This window comes from Bradyrhizobium sp. Pa8, assembly GCF_052588265.1.
Genome location: NZ_CP176767.1, coordinates 4,599,469 through 4,625,234, shown reverse-complemented (window position 1 = coordinate 4,625,234; position 25,766 = coordinate 4,599,469). Strand labels below are relative to the sequence as shown.

The 25,766-nt window shown below is 60.8% G+C and carries 42 protein-coding genes and 2 tRNA genes; 18 read left to right on the top strand and 26 right to left on the bottom strand.

Annotated features, from left to right (window positions below; all coding sequences use genetic code 11):
* Positions 1 to 392: 392 nt before the first annotated feature.
* The 13 genes from ACKWRH_RS21140 to ACKWRH_RS21080 all read right to left on the bottom strand — a co-directional run bounded on the left by ACKWRH_RS21140 (position 393) and on the right by ACKWRH_RS21080 (position 9,660).
* Positions 393 to 605: a hypothetical protein gene (locus ACKWRH_RS21140; RefSeq protein ID WP_445222130.1), complete on the bottom strand. Its 213-nt coding sequence runs from the start codon at positions 603 to 605 to the stop codon at positions 393 to 395.
* Entirely contained in the window at positions 602 to 1,114 is a 513-nt protein-coding gene (locus ACKWRH_RS21135; protein WP_445222129.1) for an HK97 family phage prohead protease, read from the bottom strand. The genes ACKWRH_RS21140 and ACKWRH_RS21135 overlap by 4 nt, the downstream gene beginning before the upstream one ends.
* A gap of 161 nt (positions 1,115 to 1,275) precedes the next feature.
* Complete coding sequence (locus ACKWRH_RS21130; protein WP_445222128.1) at positions 1,276 to 1,842, bottom strand: hypothetical protein; 567 nt, start codon at positions 1,840 to 1,842, stop codon at positions 1,276 to 1,278.
* Positions 1,843 to 2,373 (bottom strand): hypothetical protein, encoded by a 531-nt coding sequence (locus tag ACKWRH_RS21125; protein WP_445222127.1) that lies wholly within the window; start codon positions 2,371 to 2,373, stop codon positions 1,843 to 1,845. It lies immediately after the preceding gene.
* A gap of 588 nt (positions 2,374 to 2,961) precedes the next feature.
* Entirely contained in the window at positions 2,962 to 3,738 is a 777-nt protein-coding gene (locus ACKWRH_RS21120; protein WP_445222167.1) for a hypothetical protein, read from the bottom strand.
* Between the two features lie 252 nt (positions 3,739 to 3,990).
* Positions 3,991 to 6,156 (bottom strand): AAA family ATPase, encoded by a 2,166-nt coding sequence (locus ACKWRH_RS21115; RefSeq protein WP_445222166.1) that lies wholly within the window; start codon positions 6,154 to 6,156, stop codon positions 3,991 to 3,993.
* Positions 6,140 to 6,391 carry a hypothetical protein gene (locus ACKWRH_RS21110; protein ID WP_445222165.1) on the bottom strand — a complete coding sequence of 84 codons (252 nt, stop codon included), beginning with the start codon at positions 6,389 to 6,391 and terminating at the stop codon, positions 6,140 to 6,142. Before ACKWRH_RS21110 ends, ACKWRH_RS21115 begins: the two co-directional genes overlap by 17 nt.
* A gap of 84 nt (positions 6,392 to 6,475) precedes the next feature.
* The gene (locus ACKWRH_RS21105; protein ID WP_445222164.1) at positions 6,476 to 6,814 is read right to left on the bottom strand and encodes a hypothetical protein; all 339 of its coding nucleotides are present in this window, start codon (positions 6,812 to 6,814) and stop codon (positions 6,476 to 6,478) included.
* Positions 6,811 to 7,026 carry a helix-turn-helix transcriptional regulator gene (locus ACKWRH_RS21100; RefSeq protein WP_445222163.1) on the bottom strand — a complete coding sequence of 72 codons (216 nt, stop codon included), beginning with the start codon at positions 7,024 to 7,026 and terminating at the stop codon, positions 6,811 to 6,813. The genes ACKWRH_RS21105 and ACKWRH_RS21100 overlap by 4 nt, the downstream gene beginning before the upstream one ends.
* A 249-nt stretch (positions 7,027 to 7,275) precedes the next feature.
* A tRNA-Pro gene (locus tag ACKWRH_RS21095) sits at positions 7,276 to 7,352 on the bottom strand.
* An 88-nt stretch (positions 7,353 to 7,440) separates the two neighbouring features.
* Complete coding sequence (locus tag ACKWRH_RS21090; RefSeq protein ID WP_445222162.1) at positions 7,441 to 7,923, bottom strand: DUF192 domain-containing protein; 483 nt, start codon at positions 7,921 to 7,923, stop codon at positions 7,441 to 7,443.
* 143 nt (positions 7,924 to 8,066) lie between these two features.
* Positions 8,067 to 8,699, bottom strand: coding sequence for a cold-shock protein (locus ACKWRH_RS21085; RefSeq protein ID WP_028150990.1), 633 nt, complete (start codon positions 8,697 to 8,699; stop codon positions 8,067 to 8,069).
* Positions 8,700 to 8,898: 199 nt separating this feature from the next.
* The gene (locus ACKWRH_RS21080) at positions 8,899 to 9,660 is read right to left on the bottom strand and encodes an SIR2 family NAD-dependent protein deacylase (protein ID WP_445222161.1); all 762 of its coding nucleotides are present in this window, start codon (positions 9,658 to 9,660) and stop codon (positions 8,899 to 8,901) included.
* A gap of 285 nt (positions 9,661 to 9,945) precedes the next feature.
* On the opposite strand from ACKWRH_RS21080, the gene ACKWRH_RS21075 reads away from it, so the two are divergent.
* Positions 9,946 to 10,110 (top strand): hypothetical protein, encoded by a 165-nt coding sequence (locus ACKWRH_RS21075; RefSeq protein ID WP_282519378.1) that lies wholly within the window; start codon positions 9,946 to 9,948, stop codon positions 10,108 to 10,110.
* Positions 10,111 to 10,178: 68 nt separating this feature from the next.
* Here the strand turns inward: ACKWRH_RS21075 and ACKWRH_RS21070 are convergent, their stop codons facing one another.
* Complete coding sequence (locus ACKWRH_RS21070; protein ID WP_445222160.1) at positions 10,179 to 10,466, bottom strand: hypothetical protein; 288 nt, start codon at positions 10,464 to 10,466, stop codon at positions 10,179 to 10,181.
* 244 nt (positions 10,467 to 10,710) lie between these two features.
* Here ACKWRH_RS21070 and ACKWRH_RS21065 point away from each other — a divergent pair, with 244 nt between their 5' ends.
* Entirely contained in the window at positions 10,711 to 10,977 is a 267-nt protein-coding gene (locus tag ACKWRH_RS21065) for a hypothetical protein (protein WP_445222159.1), read from the top strand.
* A gap of 78 nt (positions 10,978 to 11,055) precedes the next feature.
* Positions 11,056 to 11,181: a hypothetical protein gene (locus tag ACKWRH_RS21060; RefSeq protein WP_445222158.1), complete on the top strand. Its 126-nt coding sequence runs from the start codon at positions 11,056 to 11,058 to the stop codon at positions 11,179 to 11,181.
* Here the strand turns inward: ACKWRH_RS21060 and ACKWRH_RS21055 are convergent.
* From ACKWRH_RS21055 to ACKWRH_RS21045, 3 genes are all read right to left on the bottom strand, one after another.
* Entirely contained in the window at positions 11,178 to 11,375 is a 198-nt protein-coding gene (locus ACKWRH_RS21055) for a hypothetical protein (protein ID WP_248883244.1), read from the bottom strand. The two genes, ACKWRH_RS21060 and ACKWRH_RS21055, sit on opposite strands and share 4 nt — an antisense overlap.
* Positions 11,376 to 11,730: 355 nt before the next feature.
* Positions 11,731 to 11,859: a hypothetical protein gene (locus tag ACKWRH_RS21050; protein ID WP_445222157.1), complete on the bottom strand. Its 129-nt coding sequence runs from the start codon at positions 11,857 to 11,859 to the stop codon at positions 11,731 to 11,733.
* Positions 11,860 to 12,145: 286 nt separating this feature from the next.
* Positions 12,146 to 12,283 (bottom strand): hypothetical protein, encoded by a 138-nt coding sequence (locus ACKWRH_RS21045; RefSeq protein WP_212483880.1) that lies wholly within the window; start codon positions 12,281 to 12,283, stop codon positions 12,146 to 12,148.
* A gap of 343 nt (positions 12,284 to 12,626) precedes the next feature.
* Here ACKWRH_RS21045 and ACKWRH_RS21040 point away from each other — a divergent pair, with 343 nt between their 5' ends.
* Entirely contained in the window at positions 12,627 to 12,854 is a 228-nt protein-coding gene (locus ACKWRH_RS21040; protein ID WP_208086669.1) for a hypothetical protein, read from the top strand.
* Between the two features lie 295 nt (positions 12,855 to 13,149).
* Here ACKWRH_RS21040 and ACKWRH_RS21035 read toward each other — a convergent pair whose 3' ends face one another.
* The gene (locus ACKWRH_RS21035; RefSeq protein WP_445222156.1) at positions 13,150 to 13,326 is read right to left on the bottom strand and encodes a DUF2934 domain-containing protein; all 177 of its coding nucleotides are present in this window, start codon (positions 13,324 to 13,326) and stop codon (positions 13,150 to 13,152) included.
* Positions 13,327 to 13,454: 128 nt separating this feature from the next.
* The gene (locus tag ACKWRH_RS21030) at positions 13,455 to 13,751 is read right to left on the bottom strand and encodes an HU family DNA-binding protein (RefSeq protein ID WP_007591377.1); all 297 of its coding nucleotides are present in this window, start codon (positions 13,749 to 13,751) and stop codon (positions 13,455 to 13,457) included.
* 351 nt (positions 13,752 to 14,102) lie between these two features.
* On the opposite strand from ACKWRH_RS21030, the gene ACKWRH_RS21025 reads away from it, so the two are divergent.
* The 3 genes from ACKWRH_RS21025 (at position 14,103) to ACKWRH_RS21015 (ending at position 15,326) form a co-directional block, all read left to right on the top strand.
* Entirely contained in the window at positions 14,103 to 14,597 is a 495-nt protein-coding gene (locus ACKWRH_RS21025; protein ID WP_445222155.1) for a hypothetical protein, read from the top strand.
* Positions 14,598 to 14,760: 163 nt separating this feature from the next.
* On the top strand, positions 14,761 to 15,063 hold the full coding sequence (locus tag ACKWRH_RS21020; RefSeq protein WP_014495467.1) for a hypothetical protein: 303 nt from the start codon (positions 14,761 to 14,763) through the stop codon (positions 15,061 to 15,063).
* Between the two features lie 86 nt (positions 15,064 to 15,149).
* Positions 15,150 to 15,326, top strand: coding sequence for a hypothetical protein (locus tag ACKWRH_RS21015; protein ID WP_445222154.1), 177 nt, complete (start codon positions 15,150 to 15,152; stop codon positions 15,324 to 15,326).
* Positions 15,327 to 15,792: 466 nt separating this feature from the next.
* Here ACKWRH_RS21015 and ACKWRH_RS21010 read toward each other — a convergent pair whose 3' ends face one another.
* Positions 15,793 to 16,071, bottom strand: coding sequence for a hypothetical protein (locus tag ACKWRH_RS21010; RefSeq protein ID WP_445222153.1), 279 nt, complete (start codon positions 16,069 to 16,071; stop codon positions 15,793 to 15,795).
* Entirely contained in the window at positions 16,071 to 16,271 is a 201-nt protein-coding gene (locus ACKWRH_RS21005) for a hypothetical protein (RefSeq protein WP_445222152.1), read from the bottom strand. The genes ACKWRH_RS21010 and ACKWRH_RS21005 overlap by 1 nt, the downstream gene beginning before the upstream one ends.
* Positions 16,272 to 16,354: 83 nt before the next feature.
* On the opposite strand from ACKWRH_RS21005, the gene ACKWRH_RS21000 reads away from it, so the two are divergent.
* From ACKWRH_RS21000 to ACKWRH_RS20970, 7 genes are all read left to right on the top strand, one after another.
* Complete coding sequence (locus ACKWRH_RS21000) at positions 16,355 to 16,597, top strand: hypothetical protein (RefSeq protein ID WP_445222151.1); 243 nt, start codon at positions 16,355 to 16,357, stop codon at positions 16,595 to 16,597.
* 269 nt (positions 16,598 to 16,866) lie between these two features.
* Entirely contained in the window at positions 16,867 to 16,995 is a 129-nt protein-coding gene (locus ACKWRH_RS20995) for a hypothetical protein (protein ID WP_445222150.1), read from the top strand.
* Positions 16,996 to 17,119: 124 nt separating this feature from the next.
* A complete protein-coding gene (locus ACKWRH_RS20990; RefSeq protein WP_445222149.1) occupies positions 17,120 to 17,734 on the top strand; it encodes a carboxymuconolactone decarboxylase family protein in 615 nt (204 codons plus the stop codon).
* Positions 17,735 to 17,863: 129 nt separating this feature from the next.
* Positions 17,864 to 18,538 (top strand): hypothetical protein, encoded by a 675-nt coding sequence (locus ACKWRH_RS20985; RefSeq protein WP_445222148.1) that lies wholly within the window; start codon positions 17,864 to 17,866, stop codon positions 18,536 to 18,538.
* A gap of 158 nt (positions 18,539 to 18,696) precedes the next feature.
* Positions 18,697 to 18,873: a trypsin-like serine protease gene (locus ACKWRH_RS20980; RefSeq protein WP_445222147.1), complete on the top strand. Its 177-nt coding sequence runs from the start codon at positions 18,697 to 18,699 to the stop codon at positions 18,871 to 18,873.
* Between the two features lie 1,019 nt (positions 18,874 to 19,892).
* Positions 19,893 to 20,345, top strand: a complete 453-nt coding sequence (locus tag ACKWRH_RS20975; RefSeq protein ID WP_014495478.1) for a VOC family protein — start codon at positions 19,893 to 19,895, stop codon at positions 20,343 to 20,345.
* 340 nt (positions 20,346 to 20,685) lie between these two features.
* On the top strand, positions 20,686 to 21,324 hold the full coding sequence (locus ACKWRH_RS20970) for a glutathione S-transferase family protein (RefSeq protein ID WP_445222146.1): 639 nt from the start codon (positions 20,686 to 20,688) through the stop codon (positions 21,322 to 21,324).
* Between the two features lie 133 nt (positions 21,325 to 21,457).
* Here the strand turns inward: ACKWRH_RS20970 and ACKWRH_RS20965 are convergent, their stop codons facing one another.
* From ACKWRH_RS20965 to ACKWRH_RS20955, 3 genes are read right to left on the bottom strand one after another with little or no spacing between them, the layout of a single operon-like run.
* Entirely contained in the window at positions 21,458 to 21,625 is a 168-nt protein-coding gene (locus ACKWRH_RS20965) for a hypothetical protein (protein WP_445222145.1), read from the bottom strand.
* Between the two features lie 5 nt (positions 21,626 to 21,630).
* The gene (locus ACKWRH_RS20960; RefSeq protein WP_445222144.1) at positions 21,631 to 21,876 is read right to left on the bottom strand and encodes a hypothetical protein; all 246 of its coding nucleotides are present in this window, start codon (positions 21,874 to 21,876) and stop codon (positions 21,631 to 21,633) included.
* A gap of 56 nt (positions 21,877 to 21,932) precedes the next feature.
* On the bottom strand, positions 21,933 to 22,187 hold the full coding sequence (locus tag ACKWRH_RS20955; protein WP_445222143.1) for a PilZ domain-containing protein: 255 nt from the start codon (positions 22,185 to 22,187) through the stop codon (positions 21,933 to 21,935).
* Between the two features lie 226 nt (positions 22,188 to 22,413).
* On the opposite strand from ACKWRH_RS20955, the gene ACKWRH_RS20950 reads away from it, so the two are divergent.
* Positions 22,414 to 22,488 (top strand) — tRNA-Glu (locus ACKWRH_RS20950).
* A gap of 114 nt (positions 22,489 to 22,602) precedes the next feature.
* The gene (locus tag ACKWRH_RS20945; RefSeq protein ID WP_445222142.1) at positions 22,603 to 23,907 is read left to right on the top strand and encodes a hypothetical protein; all 1,305 of its coding nucleotides are present in this window, start codon (positions 22,603 to 22,605) and stop codon (positions 23,905 to 23,907) included.
* On the opposite strand, the gene ACKWRH_RS20940 is transcribed toward ACKWRH_RS20945, so the two are convergent.
* Complete coding sequence (locus ACKWRH_RS20940) at positions 23,904 to 24,149, bottom strand: hypothetical protein (protein WP_445222141.1); 246 nt, start codon at positions 24,147 to 24,149, stop codon at positions 23,904 to 23,906. The two genes, ACKWRH_RS20945 and ACKWRH_RS20940, sit on opposite strands and share 4 nt — an antisense overlap.
* Before the next feature lie 116 nt (positions 24,150 to 24,265).
* The gene (locus ACKWRH_RS20935) at positions 24,266 to 24,556 is read right to left on the bottom strand and encodes a hypothetical protein (protein WP_445222140.1); all 291 of its coding nucleotides are present in this window, start codon (positions 24,554 to 24,556) and stop codon (positions 24,266 to 24,268) included.
* A gap of 145 nt (positions 24,557 to 24,701) precedes the next feature.
* On the opposite strand from ACKWRH_RS20935, the gene ACKWRH_RS20930 reads away from it, so the two are divergent.
* Together ACKWRH_RS20930 and ACKWRH_RS20925 are read left to right on the top strand one after the other, a co-directional pair.
* Positions 24,702 to 24,830, top strand: a complete 129-nt coding sequence (locus tag ACKWRH_RS20930; RefSeq protein ID WP_445222139.1) for a hypothetical protein — start codon at positions 24,702 to 24,704, stop codon at positions 24,828 to 24,830.
* 45 nt (positions 24,831 to 24,875) lie between these two features.
* Positions 24,876 to 25,733 (top strand): hypothetical protein, encoded by an 858-nt coding sequence (locus ACKWRH_RS20925; protein WP_445222138.1) that lies wholly within the window; start codon positions 24,876 to 24,878, stop codon positions 25,731 to 25,733.
* Positions 25,734 to 25,766: the final 33 nt, after the last annotated feature.

Here is a 25,766-nt window from a genome sequence, read left to right as displayed (position 1 = left end):
GAGATTGATTTTCATAGATGGTCTCCGCTTCTCTTCATCAATTCCGCCCTCAACTCCAGCGCGACCTCAACAGGTTCGCGGTCGCAGCAGATGCTACATTTTGAAAACTTGCGGGATTTAATGCGCGACTGGGCCGCCGGTAGCTAGTGGCGGCGGTGGGAGAGATCGCGGACACCCCCCCCGGGGGTGGGCCTAGCCAATCGGCTCAGTCGATGGCGGTCGCCGACGAACCTCATCAACGACGTCGACATATTCCACCGGGCCCCGCACCACGATAACGAACTGCATAGTAAAAGGCTCGCCCCGAACGCCAACCACTTCGCACGCTCGCCACGTTCGCTTGCCACGCTCGTCGCGCACCGCGAATTCCGCCGCGTAGTTCTCAACCGGAATCACGCGGCTACCTTCCGTAGCTGCAAGGCCTCGCCGTCACTCGCGATGAATTCGAACGCATCGCCGGCCGATGGGTGCACGACGCCTGCCTCGCGCAACAACTTGCGAGTTATCGCGTGCGCGACGCCATGGGCATCGACAAGCCATAGCCGGCCAAGACCATCGTCAGCGACAATGCGCTGTAGGGTTCCGAATTTCATGGTGCTCATCATACCAACGGTATTCTGCGGGCCAGCATCTTCGCCTCAATGCGACGGCGGGCTGCTGTGTTGTTGCCCACTGCCCGACTGATCTGAGCTGAAGTGTCCTTGCCGTAGGCTCCCCACAGGACCAAAGAAATCTCAAACAGTTTGGCCTCGGTAATCAGCCGCTTCGGAATGTCGCCAGAGTCGTCCCACTGCTCGACCACCGGGGTGAAAGATACGCTCACCTCATTGACCGTGCCGTTGCCCACAGTGGCCAACGCCTCTTGCCCGAGCGGCGCATCGGGATTCGGCTGCAGTTCATAATAAAGGCCGGCGTTGGTCGACCGCAATTTCAAGGTGCCATTGCTGACACGCCCGAGCGGCCTAGAGGAGTCGTGAGCCCACAGCGCGGCGACGTCCGGATTTTGCGCGAGGTGCCTGTCGAATGAGGCCGGCGCGAAGCGTTCCTCAAACAAACCGGCGATGATGGCCGGCTTGTTCCACGAGATCGCCCAACCAGAGATCTTATCGGTCACGCTGCGCCGCCCTCAGTCGCTTCTCGCGCTTGGCCTGCATGAGCTTGCGGGCAATCACGGCGGGTGAGTCCGTGCTTTCGGAGTGCCGGCTTTCGCCAGGCAATTTGACGCTGCGGCGGACTGGCTTCCGGTCCGCGACGTCGGAGGTGCGTTCGGATCCCTTAGACATTGTGACCAGCCTCCCGCGCTTCCTTCACAAAATAGCTGATCTTCCCATCGCGCCTATCGCCAAGAAAGAACGGGCGCACAATACGCAAGTAGCCCGGGTTCACGTCCTCGCGCTCCAGATCGTCAAGCAATTCATCGTGCGACTGACGGGCGACTTCCACCTCAGCCAGCAACCTGCACAGGGCGCCGAGACGGCGGGCGTATTCGGGTCGCGCATTGTCACAAACTAACTTGCTTGCACCATTGCGGGCCTCATCGAGCCGCTTTTTGATCACGACCAGTGCCGTCTCGACATCGGTGATTTCGCCGAGAACTTCGGAGCGGCGCTTTCTAAGTTGCGGTGCGGCTCCTTCATCATCGCCTAAGAGGCGCGACACGCCGGCTGAATAGGCTGACTTCGGCTGTTCCTCGATCTTTTTATCGAGATCAGAGCGTTCGCTTCTCAGCTTAGACAGCAGGGCGCTCAATTCACTCTGCCGTTGCAATAGTGCCGCATAGGCAGGGTCGGCCTCAGCGAGGCTCAACACGCGGAATTCGTCAGCGTTTTTCTTGGTTGCCACTTAACTAACCTTTCCAAAAACTTCGTCCAAAACGTCCGCAACCGCGGCAGCATTCAGTGCGGTTGACTTATGGTGACCGCGCAGCGCCCAATGTGCAGGATCGGCGCCGGCCGCGATGAAGCGATTGACCTCACCACTCGGCTTGTGGATCGCCACGGAGCGTGCACTGCAGGACACTTCGATCTGAGATTTACGCGCCTCCGCAACGCCAGATCGGGCATCCTCAACTAGGAGCGCAACGGCGACCGGTGCATTGGGAATCGAGGCCAGTGCCGCTGCCAAGTTGATGCCACCGGGAGTCAGACTGTGATACGAGCGAAGCGCCGCGACTGCCGTGTGCAGCTCGGTATCTGCGGCCAGCGCGACAATGAGGTCAAGCACGCCATCCTCGTCGAGGTCTGGCGCAACGCCCGGCGCGCCAGAAGGCAAGATGCCCGCCTCCTGCAAACGCCTCGCGATGCCGGTGCTTCGCGATCGGGGAAAGCCAATGTGGGTCTGGATGGAATCCAGACATGCATTAAGTGAGGCCATCGTGGGGCCTGATCCTTTCAGATTTGGATGTTGCGATTAGGGGGTGAAATAAAAAGCCGCCCAGCGGCTTCACGGCTCAGGGCCGGAAAAAGGTGCGCCGGGATCGAACCGGCGCTAGTTTCTTACACGTCACGTCGGGCCACAAATTGTGGCCCCATGGGGGATAAAGCGGAATGAGTGGCAAATTAGGGAGCGTGATCGGCGGTGAAGCGATCCGCCCTTTCATTTTTCAGTTCGCCGTTTCGGCGAACTGCAGAAGTGTGCTGGAGTTCCCACGCGACATTGCCGTTGAAATCCCACGCCGGAGTGCTTTGTCAGGTCGCATTGCGAGCCTGCCGGCTGCCAAGGCCACCTCACCCTAAGTCCCGTAAATTTCCCATTTTTCTCGCTACTGGCACAAACTGCACGTCAGATCTGCCTCAACCTATGCTAGTGTTTCCACCATGGGCAGTGAGGTCGCGTTTCAGATCGCCGTAATCATCCTGGGCAGTGTGCCTGTGGTGCTCATTGCCATAGCTCTCTTTGCGTTCTGAAGGCCGCCAAACGAGGCGGCCTCTTGCCCTTTGGGACATCAGGGTACGCCCGTAATCAAGCCGCCTCACGATCCGCGGCGTCGCGACGGGCGTACTCAGCCATCAGCTTCACGATTGCACCGTCAACCAGCTTCACGGCCATGCGTTCGCCGGACTTGGCGCTGAGGCCTAGCTCCTCGCCGATCTCCTCGCTGGTAAGCGTGCCGAGAGCCAGTTCCAATATGCGGCAAGCGTCCCGGCCCAGACGGCGCTTCATGGCGATGTGATCCATGCGCCGCGCCGCTTCATCCTGGACGTCCGGTAGCTCGTCAGGCATGCCAAAGCCGGCATCCATAGCAACGCTGGCCTTGTCCTCCGCTGGCCCGCGCGGTTCGCTGAAGGTTTCGACCAAGCTGCGGTATCGGCCACGCACCTTAACGGCCACAATGCGCTTTTTATTGTCATACAAGATTCTGTTGGCCTTCTCTGGCCGGCCGTTCCTGCGGTCCTCTTCATCTGCCATAGCGGCCGCGTAGAGATCGTCGCCGTCAGGCACCTCCTCGCCAAGCCGGCTGTCGACGCGGCTGATTTCGGTGCGGCCGGTGTCGTCGACAGGTGCGTTGTCGTTGGCCGCAGCCATCGTTCCCTCAGACAGTGATACGCCCTCATCTTCAGCATATCGCTCTAGGGCCTGGATTTGCGACCATGCATCCGCGCGCTTCAGGCGGCCGAACGTCGGCCAGTCTCGATTGCGAGAGCGGACCTCTGTCTTGGCTTGCTGCGCGCGCTGTTGGGCCAGGATGGCGCGGTGCTGTGCGGGGGTGCGCGGCGTGTTGTCGTTGGCGGGTGTCATTGGTGCGGTGCTCCGTGACGTGATAGGTGGCAGCTTTTGCTGCTCTGGTGCTGTCGGCGCTAGGCCGATACGGTCAAATTGCTGTGCCGTACCGTACAGCGCGCCCCCTAGTAAAAGGGAATGCACGTACGGTTCTGATTTCTCCCAATGACGGGGGTGGTAAAACCACCACCCGTCATAGATTTTGGTTTTATGTTTGCGCGTGCACTGCTGCGGTACGCGCATAAGACATTGTTTCGTATGATATTTTTGTCAGTCCGTACCGTAGCGTGCACGGGCGGGTACGACTTGCTCAGGCTTTCTCCGGCCTGACGACACCACCCGCTCAGCGTTGTGGCGTGCCGTACGTGCCTCATGGAGCGTACGCGCTGCCTCTGGCGCGGCAGTTTCGCCCTTTTTGGTCAGCGACCAGACTCCGAGGTCGTACTGCACCAGCTGCGCTTTCTTGAGCCGGTCGGTGACGGTCTGCGCCTTGCGCTTGCCAGCCTCATCGTCGCCCCAACCAAGATGCTCCGCAAGCTCGCGCAGGCTCCGTTTGCCGTTGGCGCGAATGGCAAGAAGCATCTCTTGGTTCTCCTTCGTCGCCAACGCGGCACGGGCGGCTATCTCGCCCTCACTCACAGTTTTCGCCATGACAGTGGGAATCTGCCTGCCACGACTATCCACCAAGGTCGGAACCCGGATCTCGGGAAGGTCAAACGTGATACGAGCAAATTCGGGTCCTCGGAACTTGCCCTGCCAGTGAAGCTCGGATGTGCGCTCACCCTTCTTCGCAAGGGCCAGGTTGCCATCCACCTCATTAAGGAATGCACCACCCCCGCGCGGCAGAAGATTCCCCTCGCTCGCGTTTTTAATGGGGTGGCTGGCTGCAATGACAGCAGGTCTACATTCCATGCGCGTCAACGAGCGAAGCAACCGCGCGTAGGCCCCCATCTCTACGTTGCTATTCTCGTCGGTGCCTGGGAAGTAGGCCGCTGTCGTGTCAACGAATATCGCATCAACACCGCCAAGAGCCGTGACGTCCTGTTCGATGCGTTCGGCGAACTCGGGGATAGAAAACACGCCTTCGATAAAATGGACGTCAACGTCATCTGGATTTAGCTTTGACTCGTGGCAAAGCCCAATCCAGCGCATCCGCACGTCATCCGGATTTTCGCCCGCGAAATACAGAACGCGACCACGCTTAACACCTTGCCCGGATAGCGGCTCGCCGCGTGCGATGCACGAAGTCATCAGCAGAGCTACGGCCGTCTTGCCGGCACCGGTCTGCCCAGTAATCGAATAAAGGAATCCAGACTGGATAATCCCGTCGATTAAATAGTCCGGCGGAACAAACCCGCGCACGAACTCTCCAGACGACATGATGCCGGGGAATGCATCTTCGGTATCTTCATCGTCCACAACTTCATTTGTGGCGTCCTTCTTCTTCAATAGTCGGTCTGTTGAAATGGCAGGTGTGCCATCGTCTGGCTCACCGACACGATCGCGCAGCCAGTCCACGGCTTCTTGCGGTTGCAGACCGAGGCACACCCCAACCAAGTCAATTGGGCTATACCCGCGATCTCCGTCCGCGTAGTCGCAGATACCGGACGGCTGAATATTTAGAGCACGACCGCGCTCCTTAACGGTTGTGCTATTGGTCGGGCGGAAGCTCGCTACACTGTGGAAACCAGACTGGTAGCGCTTTAGATCCTCAAGACCAAGCTGTGGCACCCACGCGTCAAGGTCTGCATATGCACGCTCTTTGACACGAGACCACGGGTGGTCGCTGTCAGCGGCGCGCGGCTGGTTGTCATTCGCCGCAGTCTTGGCGCGCTTAATCAGCGTTCCACGTTCCGCGAAGTAGGCATCAGCACGGCGTAGTAGCGCGTCCACGGCTTGCGGTGTGATTTCCGGTAGGTCGGCAAATGGAGTCTCGGAGGGACTGCCATTGTGCCATTCATATGACTTGCCCGTGTCAGGGTGGATGCCGTAGGCGACGAATTGCGTTCGTTCGCCGAAAGCTTCGACCTGACATTTGTGCCCGTTGACCTCATAGGCGCCAGTTGCGCGCTTCTCGCGTGGCTCGGTTGCGCGGAAGGTGATCAAGCGCTTTGGCTCTTTGCCGATGCGATATGGTGCCCTGTCTGCGCCAGGCAACTCCTTCACCATCGCCCAGATAGCGTCGGCCGTTTCCTGGTGTGGCGTGTCGATATCAAGGCCGACAAGCTCGCCACAGATGAGTCCTGTGTTGGTATGGTCAGGATGTTGGCGCGTGTAGGCGTCAGCAACGTTCGGGGCAAGGTGTAGGTCTGGCCAGTTGTTTCCGGTCGCAGCCTTGCCGTCACACGCTACGGGTCGATAACCAAACTCACTGAGACCGCGGCGAAGGTGGCTAATAGGGGCGAGGTCGGTGGAAGTTTTAGCTGCGGGCTGCATTGGCGGGAAGCTCCAAAAGAGACTTGAGGGCAAGATCAGAAATCGCGCGATTGAATGATTCACCGAACGCGGCAGTGCGCTCGTGAAAAGCGTTCGGTGCGACGGTCCAGCAGCGGTCGCCGTCACGCTGACGAAGGGGCAGGTTGAAGAGCTTCAGATGGTCGTTTAGCTGCAGGTCGAAACGCGCGAGCGTCGTCGAGCCCGGAGGGCTGGGACGGATGGATAGGATCTTCAATGTCGAAATCCCCTAATTGGGGTTGCCCTATTGGGCGATGCACTCGGCTGAAGCGCCGATCGTGCTGGTAGTCTAGGCGGTAAGCTATGCCGCCGTTACGTGGACTCGAGCGTCTTTGTTTAAAGCGTAGCCGCTTCCCTTGCCGCGCCAGTAGCAAAGCTCTGCCCGATAAGAGTAAATCAATCCGCGTTTCTCAAGCCGCAATAGCGCCTTCGATACAGCAGCAAAATTCGCCGCCGTTCTCTCTCGGCCTAGAGCATCAATAATGTCTCCCGTGCGAGGCAAGTGATAGACGGTCAGACCGCCTGATGGATGCGGCGTTGGCTGCGGCGCTGTAAACAGATAGGAAATGATTTCCTTCTGCATCTTGCTTAAACGGCTAACAAGATTCTCGTGCTGAATTTTGTTAGTCGTTTCCGTCACGCCGCCACCGCCTTGCTGGTGGTGTCGTTCGCGCCCCAGGTCGAGGTTCGCCGCCGAGACATTATCCAGGCGTCGACATCGGCGGCGGCATACTTGATGGCCCGCCCAATTTTGAAGAACGCTGGCCCGGTACCGTCGCAGCGCTTCTTTGCGAGGGACGAGCGCGATAGGCCGGTCAGGGTGGCGGTCTGGTCGAGGGATAATAGATCCACAGGAAAACCTCCTGGTGGAGGGTCGATACGCCCGGACCGGCTAAAGCCGTTTCAAATGTCCGTCAGCGTTGTCCTGGCTACCGGCGTTTCGCCAATTTCCGAGGCACATCTATATATGGCGGTCGGCGCAAAAAAACATGCAGCCGATTTCGTGAAATATTTTTGGGTGCAATTCTGGCCCGGTGGCTACCCGGTGGCGACTCGGTAGAACTTTTGGATTTCAAAGTCCGGCTAAGTCTCTGATTTTATTGGTCGGGGCAGCTGGATTCGAACCAACGACCTGCAGTACCCAAAACTGCCGCGCTACCAGGCTGCGCTATACCCCGAATGTCAGGCGAGCCCCGTCGATACACGCTTCCCAAAGCGCCAGCAAGCTTTCAAGCCGCCGGCAAGGCGGCAATAACCCCGCCCGCCCTACTTGGTGCCGAACAGCGGGTGGCCGACGCGGTCGCCGGGGCGGATGCCGTATTTCTGCGCCGTTCCCGCCACCACCTCCAGCACGGCCCGCGCGGGCCCCTGGGACGAGATGATCTTGGTCGACAGCGGCTCGGTGTTTTCTGCGATGCGCAGGATGCGGCCGTCGGCGCGGATGAAGATCATGTCGAGCGAGACGTAGGTGTTCTTCATCCACATCGACACTTCCTGCTCGGGTTTGAAGTCGAACAGCATGCCTTTGCCGTCAGCCAGTTCCTTGCGGTACATCAGCCCGGTCTGCTTCTCCTCCTCGGTCGTGGCCATTTCCACCGAGAACACCTGCACGCCGTTCCTGGTGACGATCTCGAGCGGCTGGAAGCTGGCGGCGCGCACCGGCGCGCTCGCGACGGCACAGCCGACGACGAGGATGGCGGCCAGCCAGCCCCTTGCAATGGACCAGACGGCCTTTCGGTTAAAATTCATGGGACGGTACTCGAGGGGGCGTGGGACTGGACCAGTCCTTACGCGGCGACCGTGACAAAAGCCAGAGGCGCGCCGGACCACCTGCGCGCCTCTTGTCACGATTGCGGGAGTAGGCGATCGCCGCTAGTGCGACTGCAAGCTTTCTAGTGCGACTGCAATCCCGGCGATCCCGTCTCGGGATGGATCTCGGCCGCCATCATGCCCTTGGAGCCGGGCCCGAAGCGGACCAGGACATATTGGCCGGGCCTGAGTTCGGTCATGCCGAAGCGGCGCAGCGTCTCCATGTGCACGAAGATGTCGGGCGTGCCCTCGCCGCAGGTCAGGAAGCCGAAGCCGCGCAGGCGGTTGAACCATTTGACCTGGGCCCGCTCCAGCCCGCTGGTCGCGGTGACCGTGACGTGGGTGCGCGGCGGCAGCATCTGCGCCGGATGGATCGCGGTCGACTCGTCCATCGAGACCACGCGGAAGGCCTGGTAGCCCTTGGCGCGCTGGATGCACTCGACGACGATGCGGGCGCCCTCATAGGCGGTCTGGAAGCCGTCGCGCCTGAGCACGGTGACGTGCAGCAGCACGTCCGGCCAGCCATTGTCTGGAACGATGAAGCCGTAGCCCTTTGAAGCGTCGAACCATTTGATGACGCCGTGAACCTCGACGAGGTTGGCACTGCCTTCGCCAAGTCCGCTGAACGGGCTTAGCGCGTTATCGCGACCGCCGCCGTGCTCGCCCACAGCGGGAACTCCGATCTTCTTGGACTCAAATCCGTCCGACGACCCCATAACCCCGGACCCCACACTGCCCATTGCAACCCGCCTCAGCGGCGGCGTCGAATCACGCGTCTTAAGAGAATATTCTCAATTCGACGCGACGCGAATCTTTCGACTCAAAAGATAACACTCCCGGTTGAGACGCATAGATAAAAAAGAGATTCGCCGGAACCTATGAACAGCTTGCACAGCCGCGAATCAAACTGCTGCCTCAATTTGCGACAAAGGGCCCGAGGGTCTCGCCGATGTCGTGGCGGATGACGAGGTCGGCGATGTCGTCCTGATCGGTCGGCTCGCGATTGATGATCACCAGACGTGCACCGGCGTTCTTCGCCATCATCGGAAAGCCTGCCGCCGGCCACACCACGAGCGAGGAACCGATTGCGATGAAGAGGTCGCAGGCTTGCGACAGCGCGGTCGCGCGCTGCATTTCGTCGTCGGGCATCATCTGGCCGAACGAGATCGTCGCGGTCTTCACCGGCTCGTCGCACGCGGTGCAGTTGGGTGCGCCGCCATCTTCGTCGAAGCGGCGCTTCACCCAGTCGAGCTGATAGGCCTGCCCGCATCCGATGCAGCGCGCATAAGTGGTATTGCCGTGAAGCTCGATGACGTGCTCGACGGCGAAGCCCGAAGCCTGGTGCAGATTGTCGATGTTCTGGGTGATGACGGCGGGAACCTTGCCAGCGTGGTAGAGCGAGGCGAGCGCGCGATGACCGCGGCCGGGCCTGGCCGCGGCAAAGACAGATTCCATCGCAAAGCGGCGGCGCCAGGATTCGTCGCGAGCTTCCTGGCTGGCGACGAATTCGTCGAACGGGATCGGACGGTTGCGCGTCCAGATTCCGCCCGGCGAGCGGAAGTCAGGGATGCCGCATTCGGTGGAGATGCCCGCGCCGGTGAACGGCACGATGGTCCTCGACTCGGCGATCATGTCGCCGAGTCGTTCGACGCCGCTGCGAAGATCCGATGCAATCACTTGCGGCCTCCCGGGCTGGCCTTGCGCCAGCAGCACCATGCGCTAGCGGCAAGATCGTTGACGCTGTTATCCACTGCCGCGCAAGAATCGCGCAAGCTGCGGTGGGCAATTTCTTCCGACCTTCGCTTATCACAATCCTGCAATGCCGCCTCCCCATTGACGCCCCAATCAGAAGCGCCAATGCATGTGTTAACGCGACTCAACGTGATTGCGGCGGCAGTGCGTGAGTTCGGCCGTGCACACATATTGAAGTGCACACATACTGACGTGTAGAGGGGATTTGACATGACCGAAGACGAACAACGCAAAATCCGCGAACGCGAAGAGATCGCCGCCCGTGTCGCCGCCTTCCGTGCCACCCAGGAAAAATTCCAGCGCGAGCGCGAAGAGTATTTCGTGTCGACGCTCGACAATGCGCGCAAGGCTGAGCGGCCCTCGCTCTGGCCCTAAGGCGCCTCCGATCGCCACGCATGAAAAAAGCCCGGAGCATCGCTCCGGGCTTTTCACTTGGTCAGCCGTTACCAGCCGCGATAGTAGTGGCGCCGATGGTAGTACGGCCCATCGCCATAATAGGCATACGGGCCAGGGCTGTAATAGGCGGGCCCGCCATAATAGCCGTAGCCCGGACCATAATAGCCGTACGGATGGGACGCTGCGACCGCGCCCGCGGTGATCGCGCCGGCGGCGAGGCCGAATGCGAGGCCCGGGCCAATGCCGCGGCCGCGCGCCTCTGCAGGCGCAGGTGCCGCGACTGCGGTCACGCCGACGGCGGCAACGGTGGCCAGAACTGCCAGTGTCTTCTTCATAACTCTCCTCCTTCGCGTCTCGCGGGGACAACGTCGGGGGCCCGCGATGGTTGCGCGCAGAGGTGGAACCCGGACGGCAGAAAAATATCGGCACGAGCGGAACGAAAGCGCGTTCCGCGGATTTCATCTTCGAGTGCGGAAGCCTCCGCTATCCGGTAGAGGCGACAGCACGATGCCCCGTCAGCATCTCCGCGATGCTGGCGGGGTTTTTGGTTTCAGGGAAAGACAATGGCAGCAGGCATGAATGGCTGCCAACGGGATGGATGCCGAGGAGGACACATTGCCGCTATCCGCTTTGCTGGGGCGCATCCGCAGGCTCGTTCCCAAATCCCGCGACCAGCATTACGACGAGATCGTCCGCAACTTCGGTGTCGGCGCGCTGCGCCCGCCGCCGACGCCGATGAGCGACGGCGAGCTGGCGCGCGCCATCGCCGAGTTCCTCAAGGAGCAGCCGTCGAGCGCGTCCGTCGCAACCCTCGGCCGGCGGCTGGACCCGTCCTCTCCGCTGTAACCGGGTTTGTTTCTCGCGAGTGGGGAACAAATGTTTCCCGCGCACGTTGAGCCCTCTTCACGCAAGAAGGGACCCGACATGCCCGCGTGGCTCGAAATTCTGCTCAACCTGTCCGGCTATGCCGGCTTCGTCGCGCTTGCGCGCCGCGGCACCGCGTGCCCGGGCCATTCCGCCGACGATCGCACCTATGGTGACGAGCGCTAATTGGTGTGGGGCGCCTGACCTGCCGTGCGCACCAGCCGGTCGGCCTTGACCGCGACGCGCGTGTCCTCGAGCTGCGGCCGCAGCGAGAAGCTGATCACCACGAAGGCGAGGCAGAACAGCGAGCCGACGACGGCGACGCGCCGGTAGGTGTGGCGGTCGCCCTGATAAAAGGATGGTTCTGAAAAAGGTGTCATGCAAACTTGCTTCTGGGCAAAGTCGTTTCTTGTCCTTGCCAAGACACCTATCCCAAGCAGCCGCAAGCGCAACGCGATTGGGGTTTTAACCTAACCGAATAGGGTTATCGGCTTTCCCGCAAATCTTCGTTAGGAGTTTGCGCAAGGCTTGAGGCATCTGCCCTTGAGATCCCGGCGCACAGCTTCAGACCGCCTCCGCCCCAAACTCCTGAACGGGTACGGCTTTGTTCCAGCTTCGCCCGCATTTCGTTCTCGAAGAACGAATCGGAATCGAAGAAATCAGCGCGGAGCGTCTCTTAACAAGTGGTATGGATCGCCGCGAAAGCGAACGCGTGCGATCACAACGAAAGCCCGATCACTCCGTGTCGTCTCGCTTCAGTGGCGGCGGCACCTGCGGCACCGAGGGCCTGCCTTTGCGCAGCCGCTTGCGCCTGTCGTACCAGAACACTTTGACGATCTCGGCGAGAAACCAGCACGCATCCATGTCGCTCTCCCTCGCTTCATTCCGTAGCGAGGACACGAGGACGGGACCGTGCGAAGCATCACGCTCATGCGCTGCGACAAGGCCTGTCCCGCATCGACACAGAAGCCACGCCTTGTTCTGCATCCGACTCCATTTCGTTCGCAAAGAACGAATCGGAGTCGAGCAAATCGGCGCGGCGCGACTCCTAACGATCGATGAAGGCGCGCGCCGTCACGTCTTCATCGGCAAGATTTTCAACGGCAGACGAGATCGCTCTTGCCGGTCGCCGTCGTGGCTCGCCCGCGCCTCACGCCGCTCGCTTGGCGTTGCCCTTCTCGGAAAAACATTCGAGGATCTGGATGCGGAGCTCTTCGGCGGCCGGCCCCTCGACCTTCCTCAGCTGATTCCAGAGCCTGATCACTTCGCGCTGTTTCTCAATGGTCATGCGTCACCTCCAACGTGATGACCAACTAGAACAAAATGAGAACAAAAAGTCCAGCCCCTGGCCCGCGATTTCCCACGCACATCGCCTCGAGCCTGACGGGAGCTGCGGGGCCCCCTGGAAGCACGCGATTTTCGCGCCCGCTCACATGGAAAGCCGCCTGACGAACACTCCGTCGCCACAGCGCGGTTGCTTTTTGGGTTTTCAACCTTAAGTTCGATGCGCTGGCGGCCAGGCGCTGAAATCCCATCGCCGCCGGCCAAGAGAGCCCCGTGCGCAAGCGCGGGGTTTTTCTTTTGGGAACGCGCCGCCGCCCTCCCCGTTAGCCATTCCGGAGCGAGGGACCGTGACCAGGAAATTTTACGCCGTCGAGGTGGTTCGTCAGATCGAGGAGACCGTGGAGATCATGGTCGAGGCGCCGGACGAGACCACGGCGCACGATGCGGCGCTTGCGCACCTCAAGGCGCGCGGCTCCGAATATCAGTGGCTCAATCCCAAATGCGAATTCATCGTCTGGCGCGAGCGCCAGATCGATCCGCCGGCGATCATCGATGTGTCGGTGTCGCCGGAGTAGCGGCCGGAACGAAAGTCCCCGCCCCGCGTTGTCAGGCCGAATTCAGTGGTGCTGGCGGCTGTGCGACGCGGCTGTCCAGCTTTGAGAAGCCCCGGTCCCCAACGCCGGGGTTTTTCTTTGCGTCGCTATCGAACAACAAGGCAGCGAATAACAAAGCAGCCACACGGGCGTTACACCGGGTGGCTGCTTTGACGACTGTCAGCTTCGCGCAAGATTCCGTCGCCGTCATCTCAACCGCCGGACGCCGGACAACGTTCCGGCGCTCGGCAAATTTCCGTGCGGCCCTTGTTGACCGTCAGACCGGCAAATTGTCGTTCAACCCCGGCCGGACTTCGCCTTGCGCGGCCCGCTCGGCGAGGAGCATCTTTTCGGCCTCATACCAGAAAGTGTCCATCCTCCCCGCGGGCTCGCCGGCCTCCCGCCAGAGATGATAGGCGCGGTCCCGGATCTGTTCCTCGCTCAGACTGGCCATGTGACGTCTCCCTTTGGGAAGCAAAGCCTGACGACGCCCGAGAGTTCCTTATCCGTGTCCGGCACACCAGCCGGCGGTCGTTGCGGCGCTCCGCAACCGGGAGCCGCCGCGACGCCCTCGCGGGCCGCTTAGACGGAGTCCTTGGCCACCTTCAGCGGCGAGGCCTTCACCGACTTGCTCGCCGGCTTCGCCGCGAACTGCATCGGCTCCTTGGTGAAGGGATTGACGCCCATGCGGGCTTCGGTCGCCGGCTTGTTCACGACCGACATCTTGACGAAGCCAGGGATGACGAACTCGCCGGACTCATTGAGCTCCTTGTAGCCAACCGTCGCCATGTACTCGATGACCGACTTCACGTCGTTCTTCGACAGCTGCGTGCCCTCGGCAATTGCATCAATCAATTGAGTCTTCGTCATCTTCGCCATGTCTGAATTCCTTTTGTGCGGGCGAGCAAATCCTGCTCAGGACGCGGCTGAACCACGCAAGTGTGATGCCGATTCACGCCGGAGGTCATGAAGTCACGGGGCTTAGAACCCATTGAGGCCCAAAACACAAGCATGCCTTGTGCGGGGGTTCCACCCCTTACCGTGAAAGTGTCGCGGCATGCCGCCGCGTTCGCTTTGAACCATTCTGCCGCCGGCGCGTCTAACTAATTGAAGTCCCCAAGCTTCACCCCCATCAGAGAGCCCCGCTTCCCCCAGGCGGGGCTTTCGCTTTTGGTTGCCTGGTGGAGCGCGCCGGCTGGTATATGGTCGGATGTTTCTCGTGAGGGGCTGATGAAGATTGCCATTGTTATCGCCGGCCTGATCGTCGTTGCGGTCGCCGCCCTGGTCGCCATCCAGCCGGAGTTTTTGAAGCCTGCGTCTCTGGCACAGGTCAAGAAGTCCGACATCTTCGGCTTTTCGCCCGGGATGACATTCGAGGAGACCAACAAGCTCGTCACGCAACGTCACTACCGCTGCCGACAGGGTCGAGGTTCGTACATCCTCGAATGCGAAATCAACGGCGCCAGGGTCACGGTCTATAATGACGACGTCGACGCCAGCCACCCCATCCGGCGCGTCAATGCCGAGTTGAACAATCCGGGGCCGCAGGACGCGGCCGTCAAATCCATCTCCGACCAGTTCAACGCCCAACCGACCAGGGACGCCCGCGAGGGATGGACGTGGATCGTCGGCCGCGGGCTCAAGCTGAGCTACGACGGCAGCGCCTTGAAGCTCGTGGACGAGGCCGAGGATAACAGGCTTCGCAACGAGGAAGCCAAGCGCTAGGTGCGCCGCGCTGGATCGAGCGGACCGTCTCCGCAACCCGCTTATCCCCAACCATCGCGTCACCTCGTCGTGAAACCTGCGGCCCGGGGCACGTTGTTGAGACTTCGGTAACCTAACCCATCCACTCTCCCCGCCAGTATCGTTGCGTTGGAGTAAACCCACAGTGCTGAATTTTGACGAGCTGCGTGAACTCGCGGCTGATGTTCGCGTGTTTGTTGACATCGCCGAGGACAAAGCCGAAGCGCTCAAGGCCGTCATCGCGGCTTACGACGTGGTGCTGGCGATCTTCCCCTCGCAGGAGGGCATGGGCCTCCACGTCATCAAGGGCAAAGAGATCCTGGATAAAATCGCCAATTCGCGGACCCATGCGGTCTACAGCCACACTGCGATCGCGGTTCCCGACCTTGAGCATGCGCAGATGCTGAAATATCTGACGGCGCCTGTCGAACGGCGGATTGCTGCGTAGTTGCCGACGGCATCCTCACAATGACCGGCGGATAGGAACGGTCGGCTCTCCCGCACATTGACCCATCTCCAGATGAGGAGATTGCAATGAGCGTTGAAGGTAAAGCCAAGGAAGCCGCCGGCTATATCAAGGAAGAGCTGAACGAGCACGGCAAGTCGCCCGAGAGCCAGAAGAAGGCTCAGGAGGGTCGTGACCTCAGGAACGAAGGCCGCGTCGAAGACGGCAAGCCGCCGAAGACGTCGAAGCCCGGCACCGGTCACTAGACCGACTTTTCGAAGACCGCCCCTGGCCATGTCAGGGGCGGCTTTTCATGTGAGCTCCTGCCCCGGACGCAGCGCTCCCAGCGATGCGAAGCATGGTCCAGCAGCGACGAACACGCTGCGGCTACGTCCCATCTCGCATGTCCCTGGTCGCGAAGTGACATCCAAACGCCACCAGGACCAGGGCAAACGTCGAGCCGAGCAGAATTCGCAGAGTCGATCCCATCTCCTGGCTCACATACCGGACATCGTGTCGGTGGCTGTAACGCTCAGGATGTGCGGCATCAGGCGCCTGGGGAGAGCTCGTCAAAAGCACAAGCCACGCGACGGTCCCGCAAATCGCCGCAACCCTCGCGATCTTTCCGAGCCTTTGAAGCCAGCGCTTCATGCCGCCCCCATCATGGCGTGGATCTCCGCTGCGCCTTTGTCCGGATCAGCCTTCATAAGCTCCAGGAGGCAGCCGCGCTTCTCAAGTCTTCGGCCTGGCCAGCAGCCTGAGAGCGCTGAAAATGATGAGAATGGCGAAAGCACCGAGAGCGTAGGTGAGTGCATTCACGATCCAGGATATGGCGATGCCTGCGAAGCTCGAGCCTCCGACCGCCCCCCAGAACAAATACGCTGCGGTGATGCCAGGCCACTCCAGCGAAAGAAAAGCAAAGTCGGTCAGCGGCTCGATGGCAAGGAGCACCGACGAGATGAGCGCCCCGATGGCCAATGCGATGATGACGTTCGCTTTCACGGAGATCATCAAAAACCCAGCAGCCCGGCGAAGACAGGAATGAGAAAATAGGCGGCGAGCCCGAGAAGGCCGCCCACGACAAAGCGTGCAGCGCGGCCGTGAACTTTCGTATCGAGCCACGCACAAACGGTTACCGCAGCCTGTCTCAGCCAGTTACCAGCGAGAGTTCTGACGAGATCAAACAGGAGTTCTGCAAGGAGTGCGGCCATGGCGTTTAGTCGCCCCATCTCTGACGGGGTTCAACTGCCGAGGGTTCGACCATTGAGGTGGGCAAGCCTCGAGATACGCGCAAGTGCGGAAGTTTGCCGATGCGGGTTTTCATTTCGAGCCAACCGCTGCACAATGCGACATGGCTAAAATCAAAGTGACCTTCAGAACCGTACGTGTCGCCGAGGGCGACTGGAAAATACTCGCCGACTATCCGGACAGCGAGCAGCGTGAAATTACCGGATTTGCCAGCAAGGCGGACGCCGACGACTGGATGAACGGTGACCGCAAGATCGCGTGGCTGCGCTCTCAGGGCTACGCCAAGTGATCTGATACTTAAGTGGCCCGGTAGGCCCTGACAATTGCGGCGGCAGTGCACCAAGCTCACTCGCCGTCGCCACCCTGGCGGCTTCGGTCCGCGCTTGGCCGGTTTCAGCGGCCGCCCGGTCGTCAAAGAACGTGCGCGCCCGGCCATTGCCGCGCTGAGTGACATGGTCGCGACGACCAGGGAGGACGACACAGGCAAGACGGGCCATGCCGCAGCATGCCTCCAGTCCTGGTCACGTCAATTAAGTGCACTGTCACCGTAATTCCCCAATGGCATCAGGCAGCTTCGTGACCCACGCGGGCAAGCAGGTCCATTGGGACGGCGCCAAGGACGAGGACGCCGTGCTTCTGATCATGGGCGAAGGCCCGGCGACCGCGACGGCGGCGGAGGAGAAGTAGAGGGAGAGCGATCTTCGCCGCCTGGGTTGTCATCCTGAGGCCATATTGCAGACGGCACTGATGCGGCTCGCTTCGCAGCATGTTTGTCGCGTGTTGCAGGGGAAGCCAATTTGGGGAAGTCGCCATGAAACTCATTATCGTTGCCCTCGGCGCTCTGCTGGTTGCAGCACCCGTTCGCGCCCAGCAAACGCGCCTGCCGCCTATTCCGCCCGAGCGCTATGACGAGGCGCAAAATAAGGCCGCGGCCGAATTCGAGGCCGCCCTCAAACGCCCTCCTTACGGACCGTTCGAGAAGCTAATCTACAGCCCTGACCTCGTGACGCCGATACGTTTGATGGGAGGCTATCTGCGCCGCGGGACGGCCTTTGGCCCGGCGCTGAGCGAGCTCGCGATCCTCGTCACGGCCCGCGAGTTGTCGCAGGATTACGTCTGGCGATCGCATGCCGCGGCGGCCCTGCAAGCCGGCATCAAGCAGGAGATCGTCGACGCCATCGCGGATGGGAGACGTCCAACGGGAATGAGCGCGGATGAAGAGATCTGTTACGACTTCTCGACCGAACTCCACCGCAACAAGCGCGTCTCCGACGCGACCTATGCGCGAATGAAAGATCGCTTCGGCGAACGAGGCGTCGTCGATCTCACGGCGGTCAACGGCTACTACGTCATGGTCGCCATGGTGATCAACGCCACCCGCATCCAGGTGACGGACGGATCGAAGCTGCCCCGCTTTCCGGATTGACGTCCGGAATTATGGGGGACAGTGCACCAAATTCATTCGCGATCGCGACCCTGCTGGCTCTGCGCCTTCGGTTCACGTTTGGTGGAAAGCGTCAATTGAGTGCACCGTCACTGAAATTCGGAATTCTCAATGTATGAACGAGCAGAACGCGCTCATAAAAGGTTTGTAACCAACCTTACGCGCATTCAATCTCTCTTTGACGTCGCGTTCACTCGCAGCTCCAGTTTCGATCCAGCGGGAGCAGTGGCCATGGAGTCAGTTAGCGGCGACCTCATGAGGGCAATCGTAGTATTTTTACATGCATCGACCGAGGACTACATCAGGAGCAACCTCCGCCCCAATTACAAATTTACCTTCAGTGGCGAAGCGGATGTAGAGAAAGCTTGCTTCCGGCATTCATTCGATTCATCTTCGTTAGCAAGCTTTCTGCCACATCTCACGAGCTTGGCGAAGCGGCGGAACCACATTGTTCATCATGCGGACCTCTCGGACAGCGGGGCCGTCACCGAATGGACTATAGTGGACACGTGCGATGTCTTCATTTGGCTGACCGCGATATGGGGCTTCTCGTGGCTGCTGATGTCGATCGTTACGCGACCACACCCCAACTTCGTTGAGCGTGGGAGCGCCTTTCGTTCTGCCATGCATAAGGCGGTGGACTTTAAGAAAGAGATGGAAAAATTCGTTTCTTCGCCTTCAACTTACACGCCAGCGAGAAAGGTCGAAATGGACCAGCGCCTCGTCGAAATATTCGCGACGGCTCATCCTAAGCAAAAGGCACCGACGTCTTTTCGAGTCCCGTGAATGAACTTGCAGCCGCCTCTCCAACGTGACATCGCCGCCCTCCTCATCCGCGAGGAACTTGCGCCTACGACTTCGGTGCTTGCAAGCCCGGTGTCAATTGATGCACTGTCACCGTAATTCCCGTCGTATGTTTGCACCGGGGCGCCGGAGGACCGGCAGTGCTGCTGAACAGCGCGGACCGGAAATATCAGGTCGGGATCGTCAGCCTGGGCGAGGATTGCGACAGCCCCCGGGCGGGCCTCGGTGTCTACACCCGCGTGTCGTCCTATGCAGACTGGATCCGGAAAGCCGTGCCTAACCTGCCGGGCGAACAGGTGACCGGAGACAAGCGATAGGCGGAATTACGGTGACGGTGCATCAGATTCATTCGCCATCGCCACCCCGTTGGCTTTCGGCTTCGGACCGCGCTTGGCGGACAGCATCAATTGAGTGCACTGTCAACGTAACTGCACCCAAACGCGTTTTTTGTGTGACCTGGCGCTTCAGCGCCAGGTTGCCGGTTCGCACGGAGGCTTATTGAACGGACCTCCGGCATAACTGCCAACGTCTGGAGCCCGGACACAGTGTCGTGCCACGCCGCCCTACGCCATGTTGCCGGTTCGCAGGGAGGCTTATTGAACGGAGCTCCGGCAAAACTGCCAACGTCTGGAGCCCGAATGCAGTGAACGACGCGGGACGGATGGACGGCTGCGCCGTTTTGGTCGTACCACGTGGCCATGGCCGGAGTAGCGAACATGGCCGCGGCGATCAGTCCTACCGAAGCAAGCTTCCTCATTTGCGTGTCTCCTTATGTGTCAATGATTGGACGACTGACTATCCTTTGCGGCTCATTCCTACCGAAGAGACTGCAAGCAACATTTTGCGGTGTCGATTATGCACATCATCAAGGTTGATCTATATCAACTTCGCCCGAATACGGCAGCTGATGACCGCTCTGGGGCAAACTGTGAAAAACTCAACCTAAGCAAATTTCAGTCGGCTATGCCCCATTGAACGGACGTCAATGAGGCGTGCCGCCACTTCGGCTGATGGGCCATGAGCGGTCGTCGAACAACTCCCACGACGGTGGTGAGAAGCCGCCACCGCGACGACTTCTCCCCCTCTTGTCGCCGAGGTCGAAATAGAAGGGGAGTAAACCCAGACTGGCAGCGCGGAAGAGACGGTCCCAATCAGCCCAGGCAGATCCAACCATCACGGACAACTCGTCTGCCATTGTCTGACAAAGCCCAAGCCCGGATTCGCCCTCACGCACATTTGCCCCCGCCCCCTGCCCCTCCTCCCACTTTCCTGCTATCTCCTGTCCCCGCCGTCCCGGCCCAAAGCAAAACCCCATCCGTTCAAGGGAGCAACAACCATGCGATACCTTCACACCATGCTGCGCGTGCGCAATCTCGATGTCGCGCTGAAGTTTTACCAGGATGCGCTGGGACTGAAGGAGGTGCGGCGGATCGAGAACGACAAGGGGCGCTTCACGCTCGTCTTCCTGTGTTCGGCGGACGATCTCGAGGCGCTGAAGAAGCAGCCGCAAACGCGCGGCGCGCCGCTGGTCGAGCTCACCTACAATTGGGACGAGGAGAAGTATGGCGAGGATCGCTTCTTCGGCCATCTCGCCTATGAGGTCGACGACATCTACGCCACCTGCGCGCAGCTGATGAAGGCCGGCGTCACCATCAACCGGCCGCCGCGCGACGGCAACATGGCCTTCGTCCGCTCGCCGGATCTGCACTCGATCGAGTTGCTGCAGAAGGGCGAGCCGAAGGCGCCGGCCGAGCCGTGGTCGTCGATGCCGAATACGGGCCACTGGTAGGGCCGCGCCGCAGGAACCAGCCCTCGCGACCGGTGTTGTCCTTCCGACATAACGATTGAGGAGGACGCAATGGGACGTGGACTGTTGCTATGGATGCTTGGCGTGCCGATCCCGGTGATCATTCTGTTGTGGCTGTTCTTCGGCCACTGATCGTCTGGCTCGATCTGCCAGGTTCGATTTGCCAAGTTCGATTTACCAAGTTCAACTTGCCAGGTTCGACTTGCAATGAAAGCTCCGCCGACGGCGGAGCTTTTTGCATGAGGGGCGCGCCGCAATCGCCGTCGCTCCGCCTGAGGAATTCCGCTATCACGCGCGCCAAGGCGAAATGCGGGAGGACTTCATGCCGGACACCAAGCGGACGATCTGGGGCCGCGCCAACTCGGTCAACGTGCAGAAGGTGCTGTGGTGCCTCGCCGAGCTCGACCTGGCTTACGAGCGCATCGACGCCGGCATGGCTTTCGGCAAGACCCGCGAGGCCGACTATCTCGCGATGAACCCCAATGCGCGGATCCCGACGCTGGTCGAGGGCGACTTCGTGCTGTGGGAGTCGAACTCCATCATGCGCTATCTCTGCCTCGCCCATGGCCGCGGCACGCCGATGTACCCCGAAGCAGCAAAGCTGCGCACCAGCGTCGACCGCTGGCTCGACTGGACGCTGTCGATGGTGCAGCCGGTCGACCGCCCGGTGTTCTGGGGCATCGTGCGCACGGCCCCCGCCGAGCGCGACATGATCAAGGTGCAGCGGGATGCCGATGCCGCCGCCGAGGTCTGGGCCATCGCCGACCGCCTGCTCTCGTCGCGCCGCTTCATCGACGGCGACCAGTTCACGCTGGCCGACATCGCGATCGGCGCCTATGCGCGGCGCTGGCTCGGGGTCGAGGGCATCACCCGTCCCGCGCAGCCGCATTTGACCCGCTGGCTCGCCGAGCTCGGCAAACGGGGCGGATTTGCACAGTTCGTCGCACCGCCGATGTCGTGAGCCGGCGGCGCGGCGTAAGCTGCTCTGAGCGCGCGATGAATCGTCGTCATGGCGCACGGATCAGGCGTCGCGCCGGGACTTGACGGCTACTGTGCATGGGGTTGTTTTCGCGTTTTTTTGTTCTGGGTGGTGCCTAGCGCCAGCCGCGCTCGACCAGCAGCACGCAGATGATCAGCACCAGCGTCACGGCGGCGGTGGCGAGCTTGGCCGTCCAGCTCAGGCCGCGGCCGACCCACAACAGCAGCGCGCAATACATCACGAAGGGGACGATGATGCCGGGCCGCATGAGATCCGGCGGCATCGGCTTCAGCGCCTGACCGTGGTCTCGACGCTGATCGAGCCGCCGATCTTCACGCAGGTGCCGGTGCCCTCGACCATGACGAAGCGCGGGCCATAGGAGGCGCAGGAGCCGGCCTTCGCCGTGCCGCCCGTCCCCTTCAGCGGCAAGGCCTTGCCGGCCTGCGGCCGCTCGGCGGGCGGAAGGCGCAGGGCCTCGGCCGCGGCCGCGGAGGTGGCCAGCAACGGGATGACGATGAGGAGCGGCGCGCGCATGCAGCCGTTTTAGCCCGGACCGGCGCCACGCGCCATCCGGGTCGCTTCGCTCGGGATCAGATGAACTTGACGCCGGCCGATTTGCCGCGGCGCCAGACCACCTGGCAGCTCCGCCCGGTGCGGGCGTCACGGGCGAACGCCATCCGGATCACGCCCGGGAGCTGGCTCGAGTCCTCGTCCAGCGTGATCTTCGCGCCGGTATCGGAGATGTCCTGGACCAGGCAATGCCGCGCCGCGAACCCGCCGTCGAGCGTGATCCAGGCGTGCCGCGACAGCGATTTACGGGCTGCGCGCTTCTTGGGCTGGGGCATGAACAAAATTTCTCCGGTTCCAGCGCTAGCTCAGGCCCCCCTAAGAAACCGTTGAAATCGCCCGCGAATGTAACGGGGGCGGCGGCTATCCACCGGTGCCAAAAGACCGTTCCCGAACGGCTTGCCCACGGCGCCAAAGGCCACTATACGTTCGCCCGCTGCAGCCGCCGGGCTCGACTCGGGTGGCCGGCGGCCGTGCCGCGAAAAGCGGCGGGGCCTTGTGTTTGCTCCCTTCGTCTATCGGTTAGGACGCCACCCTTTCACGGTGGAGAGAGCGGTTCGATTCCGCTAGGGAGCGCCAAAACAGCTCCAGCAAAAACCTCGTAAGATCAGTTATTTAACTGCGATACTTGACATTTTCGGCGCCCCTCCCTCATCTAAACGTAGATACATCGCGTAGATACATGGGGCGGAAGTGAAGCCGGATTACCTGATTCAGCGCAACGGCTACTGGCAGTACCACCGCCGCGTCCCGAGAACCTATGCTGGCTTGGACGGCAAGAGCAGCAAGTTTGTGGTCATTAGCACCAAGATCGCTGTTGCCGACGATCGCACGGGCGCCAAGGCCGCGCGCGTGGCTGCTAGGCTCAATGAGCAGCAGGAAGCCCACTGGCGCTCCCTCACATCCGGCACGCCAGATAAGCAGCGCTGGCAGGATGCTGTCACCATCGCCCGCTCGCATGGTCTGGATTACTTGGCGCCGGTTGAAGCGGCCCAGCGCCAGATTGAAGAGCTGCTAAGCCGCATCGAGACCCTGAAGATCGGCGAGCGCAGGACCGACGTCGCCACCGTTGATGCCGTACTCGGTGCCGTCGACAAGCCGCGCGTCATGCTCTCCGATCTATTCACCGAGTATGAGAAGACGCAACAGACGCCGCTCTCCAAGATGTCGCCCAATCAAAAGCGCAAATGGACTAGCGCGAAGAAGCGAGCGGTCGAAATCCTGATCGAACAGCGCGGCGACAAGGCGCTGCAGGATATTACGCGCGCCGACGCCGTGGCCTATGCCGACTTCTGGGAGGCCCGGACCATCGCAGAGGGCATCAGCGCTAGCAGCGCCAACAAAAACATTAGCCACATCGGCGGAATGATCCGCGCCGTCGACAAGCGCCTCAAGCTTGGGCTCGATAGCGTGTTCAGCGGGACGAGGATCGAAGGCGGCCGGGACGGAAGTCGTGCTCCGTTTACGGTCGATCATATTCGCAACGTCATTCTCGCGCCTGGAGCGCTCGACGGCCTCAACGATGAAGCCCGCGACGTGATCTACGTCGTTATGGAAACTGGCTGCCGTCCAAGCGAGATTGTGAACCTCTCGAAAGGCCGGATCGTGTTGGACGGTGACGTGCCCTATGTTCGTATCGAAGCTGAAGGCAGGCTACTCAAGACCGAGCATAGCGAGCGAGATATTCCGCTCGTTGGCCTGGCCCTAGAGGCGATGAAGCGCCACCGCAGCGGCTTCCCTCGCTATCACGACAAGGGCTCGTCACTGAGCGCGACCCTCATGAAGCACATGAAGGCGCGCAAGTTACTGCCAACCGACAAGCACTCTGTTTACAGCTTCCGTCACGCGTTCAAGGATCGGCTTAAGGCCGCAGAATGCCCCGAGGAGATGGTTGATGAGCTGATGGGCCACGCCACCGGTAAGCCGAAGTACGGCGATGGCTATGGCCTCAAGCTCAAGGCTCGATACATCCAGTCGATCGCGCTGACTCCAGCCTAGGCCAAACTCCGCCGCTCGCGCTCAGCGTCGTTCGCCGCCCTGAGCCGGTCCCTGATGTATTCGGAGACTTCTCCGATCTCAGCCAGCAGGTCTGACTCCGAAATGCCCTGCTCCCCAGCGGCCTCGACAAGACGCATGCTGAGCTCTTCCACATCCTGAGACGCGCCGGGTGTCCGATACTGCTCGACGGGGTGAATGCTGTTGGCAGTCCAGAAGTCGATAAACTCGCGAGCCTTACTCACCGTATTCCCCCAACCCCTACTGGCTGGCGGCAGCGTTAACGCTAGTCGGAAAAAAGAGCAAGAAGAAGCCCGCCCCTATCGCTAGGAGCGGGCCCCGTGTCCGGGCTCAGCTGGCGCTACTCCGCAGCGTCCAACTGCTCACCGGCCGGAAGCATGGGTTCCGGAATCCCGCGCGCCCGGCGATCGGCCACGAACCAATCTCTCCAGATATCGTGCAGCCGATGTGCGTCTTTCGAAAGGTTTGAGGTTAGCCACTCCATACTGGCTGGCGTGTATCCGCAATCCGCCTTCGCATAATCGGCCACGGCGCGGGCCGCGTGGCGGACGGTGACGATCTGTTCGAGCATAAGATCCTTGAGTTCCTGGGCGGCTTTGATCTGCTTTGTGGTAATCTGCACGGTAGCCATGAGCGCGGTAACCTCGCGTTAGGGTTAGGACCGGGCTGGTGTTGCAAGCGCCACCCGGTCTGCTATAAATGTAATGACATCTATTATTTAGGTCAATACATTTATGGGCAGGCCACCGGGAAGAATTCAGGATCGCCCATTTCAGATGCGCGTCTCGGACGACTTTCTGAAAGCCATCGACCAATGGGCCGCTCAGCAGCCCGACAAGCCTTCGCGCTCTGAAGCAATCCGCCGCCTGGTGGAGATGGCGCTCCGCACCTATCAAAAGGGGTAGCTGCCCGCCAGGCCTCCCGCGCTATGGTTGCGGCTGGGGGCCTGAATGCGTCGATTCCGAATACCAGAAATATTCTTAGGCTGTTTTCTCACCGTGGCAGTGTTTGCTGGCGGGATGACGTTTGAGTCATCGCGTCGCCAACCACCCCAATCCGATGCCACCTCCCAAAGCGCAAGCAGCGATCAAGGCCATGCAGAGAAAGGCTCCGTCTGGGACTGGATCTTTCGCGACGCGTCGGGATTCTTCACGGCGTGGCTCGTAATAGTGGGCTTGGGTCAGATCGGAATGTTCTTCTGGCAACTTCGATATATGAGAAAAGGAATGCGGGACTCGACCATCGCCGCTGAGGCCGCGCGCACCTCTGCCGGCGCAACAGTTGCCCAAGCCGAGATCGCGCGTAACAGCGCGATCCAGCTCCAGCGTCCCTATATTTTCATCTTCGGTGTTACCGAGTTTAAGCCCACTCAGACCGCGTTTTCCGTCTACTACACCGTCGCCAACTATGGGGCTATACCGGCCATTGTGGAGGACGCTTTTGTCGGTTTCGTTTTCAGTGATAGAGGCGAGCCGGGGCTGCCAAACCGTATCTGGGACGACCATGATCTCTCCACAAGTCCCATTCTCGAAGCCGGAGCCGAACGAAGGTCTCTCACCGAGAGCGTTCCTGATGGAATGGACTCTACATCCCCCATCAACATCCCGGACGGTGCCGGTGGTTGGTATCCTACTCGCTTTGAACCTGATTGGAATGTCCCGACCGAAAACGACGTGTTCTTTCGCGTTGTCATCAGATATCGAGGCCCATTCAGCAGCGGTCATGAGACATCCGCTACATGGTTGTGCGAGCGTGAAAGCAAGCAACTGATTCAGCGAGGAGGCGAGGATTACAACTACAACAGATAGGATACGAAATGTCCGCGCCGTGATGTCGCGCAG